Origin of the sequence: Aliivibrio sp. S10_S31, from assembly GCF_014694495.1 — a bacterium.
GTDB classification, from domain to species: Bacteria; Pseudomonadota; Gammaproteobacteria; order Enterobacterales; family Vibrionaceae; genus Aliivibrio; species Aliivibrio fischeri.
The window spans coordinates 1-1,817 of record NZ_JAAUWR010000058.1; the positions used below are offsets into that span (position 1 = coordinate 1).

Annotated in this window: 3 protein-coding genes; 2 read left to right on the top strand and 1 reads right to left on the bottom strand. The window is 36.2% G+C overall.

What is annotated here, in order from left to right:
- The first annotated feature begins 294 nt into the window (after positions 1-294).
- Positions 295-543 carry a type II toxin-antitoxin system Phd/YefM family antitoxin gene (locus HC728_RS19475; RefSeq protein WP_045103969.1) on the top strand — a complete coding sequence of 83 codons (249 nt, stop codon included), beginning with the start codon at positions 295-297 and terminating at the stop codon, positions 541-543.
- Positions 533-817: a type II toxin-antitoxin system RelE/ParE family toxin gene (locus HC728_RS19480; RefSeq protein ID WP_190395961.1), complete on the top strand. Its 285-nt coding sequence runs from the start codon at positions 533-535 to the stop codon at positions 815-817. The genes HC728_RS19475 and HC728_RS19480 overlap by 11 nt, the downstream gene beginning before the upstream one ends.
- A 140-nt stretch (positions 818-957) precedes the next feature.
- On the opposite strand, the gene HC728_RS19485 is transcribed toward HC728_RS19480, so the two are convergent.
- Positions 958-1,593 carry a hypothetical protein gene (locus HC728_RS19485; protein WP_190395962.1) on the bottom strand — a complete coding sequence of 212 codons (636 nt, stop codon included), beginning with the start codon at positions 1,591-1,593 and terminating at the stop codon, positions 958-960.
- Between the last annotated feature and the right edge of the window lie 224 nt (positions 1,594-1,817).

Genomic DNA, 1,817 nt, shown 5'->3' on the forward strand with positions numbered 1-1,817 from the left:
GAACCTGATGAAATGAAAACCAAAAGGCAACAAAGAAGAAATTCACGCTTACTAAGCCGAAACTACGAAAGCCGCGATCCTATTGATGAACCGTGCAAAAAATTTCGGACTCAGTACGCACAACGCCGCAATAACACGTTTATTACTACGACGACTTAGCTGAATTTTACTGCCTTAAACACCGAAACCAAAGACAAACCTACAACGCCGAATGTAATAAATCGTGTTGATTGCTTTGTTAAACCGCAATGACACGCTATAATGACCGAATAATCAACCTAATTAGAGACCGTTATGACTACTAGAATTTTAGCTGATGTTGCAGCAAGTATTACCGAGTTTAAAGCTAACCCAATGAAAGTTGCTTCAAGTGCTTATGGCGAAGCTGTTGCTGTACTAAACAGAAATGAGCCTGCATTTTATTGTGTACCAGCTGAAGCTTATGAACTTTTGATGGATCGAGTTGAAGATCTAGAACTATTATCTCTTGCCGCAGAACGAGAGAATGAAGAAACTATTTCGGTAAACATCCATGACTTATAAGTTAGATTTCAAAAAGAGCGCATATAAAGAATGGAATAAACTAGGTTCAACGCTTCGTGAGCAATTTAAGAAAAAACTATTAGAACGCTTAGATAATCCTCACGTTCCTGCGTCAAAGCTATCAGGCGCGGATAATTTATACAAAATTAAGCTACGTCAGTCTGGTTACCGATTAGTATACAAAGTTGAAGATGACGTAATAATTGTCACCGTTTTAGCTGTTGGCAAAAGAGAACGCAGCGACGTATACAAAAAAGCGATGCACAGGATTTGACCATGGCGGTTTAACGCCTGCATAACACGTTTGCTACTATGCAGATTAAGCCTAAATTTACCACTTAATACGGTAAACCAAAAGACAATCTAGAATGCCGAATGTAGCAAATCGTGTTGATGCATTTGTTATCTTTCTTTTTATTTAGTTGGAAATTTAAGCTCTTCATATAGACTTTGTAAGCACTTATCGATGTTAAGCATTGCTGATTTATATGTTGAAGCCGTACTTTTAATTAGCTCTAAATCATCTTGATTACAACAAATTGCAAGCTCCATACTGCACATTATCGAACAATTACGCTCCAACTCTGTAAGTATTTCTTTAGATTTATCTGAGAGGAAGATGAAGTCCTTTTGCATAATTTCATGTAATGCAGTGATATGAAGCAAAGTAGACTTATCTATATTTTCATCCAAAACCTCTAAATTTGGATGAAATTCTCCACGGCAATCATACGAACCAAGAGCGGCTTCACAGTATTTCTTAAAATCAACAAGCCTCTTTTGAAGTTTTTTAAACACCCTAATTTTCTCATCAAGTAAAATATCATGTTTTCTTGAAAGTAATGCTAAATCAACTTTCAGACGTTCAATGTCAGAAATATACTCATTTTTTGTACTTTCAACTTTTCTTGTAATTTCTTCAATATCTTCTTTTGTGGCTAAATTCTTTCCCTTTTCAGACGAATACGAAAATAAGTATTTTCGAAATAAGAATAAGCACCCAATACCTATCAAGGCTAGAAGTTGTAACTCTACAATTATGAACTCCACGATTAACTCCTTGAAATCATTAAGAGAGATAACGCTGGCATAACACGTTTATTACCATGCAAACCAACCTGAATTAACCGTTTTAATCACGAAAGCCAAGACAAACCCAGAACGCCGAATGTAATAAATCGTGTTGATGCGATTGTTGTGCGTGCTTACTTTCGGCTTGGTCAACTTAGAAAAGAACTGCCCCGCCAAGATTTTCTAAGCCCTGATTTTAATTT

Excerpts from the sequence above, each read along its gene's own strand:
- HC728_RS19475 (WP_045103969.1), top strand. The coding sequence starts at position 295 with ATGACTACTAGAATTTTAGCTGATGTTGCAGCAAGTATTACCGAGTTT.
- HC728_RS19480 (WP_190395961.1), top strand. The coding sequence starts at position 533 with ATGACTTATAAGTTAGATTTCAAAAAGAGCGCATATAAAGAATGGAAT.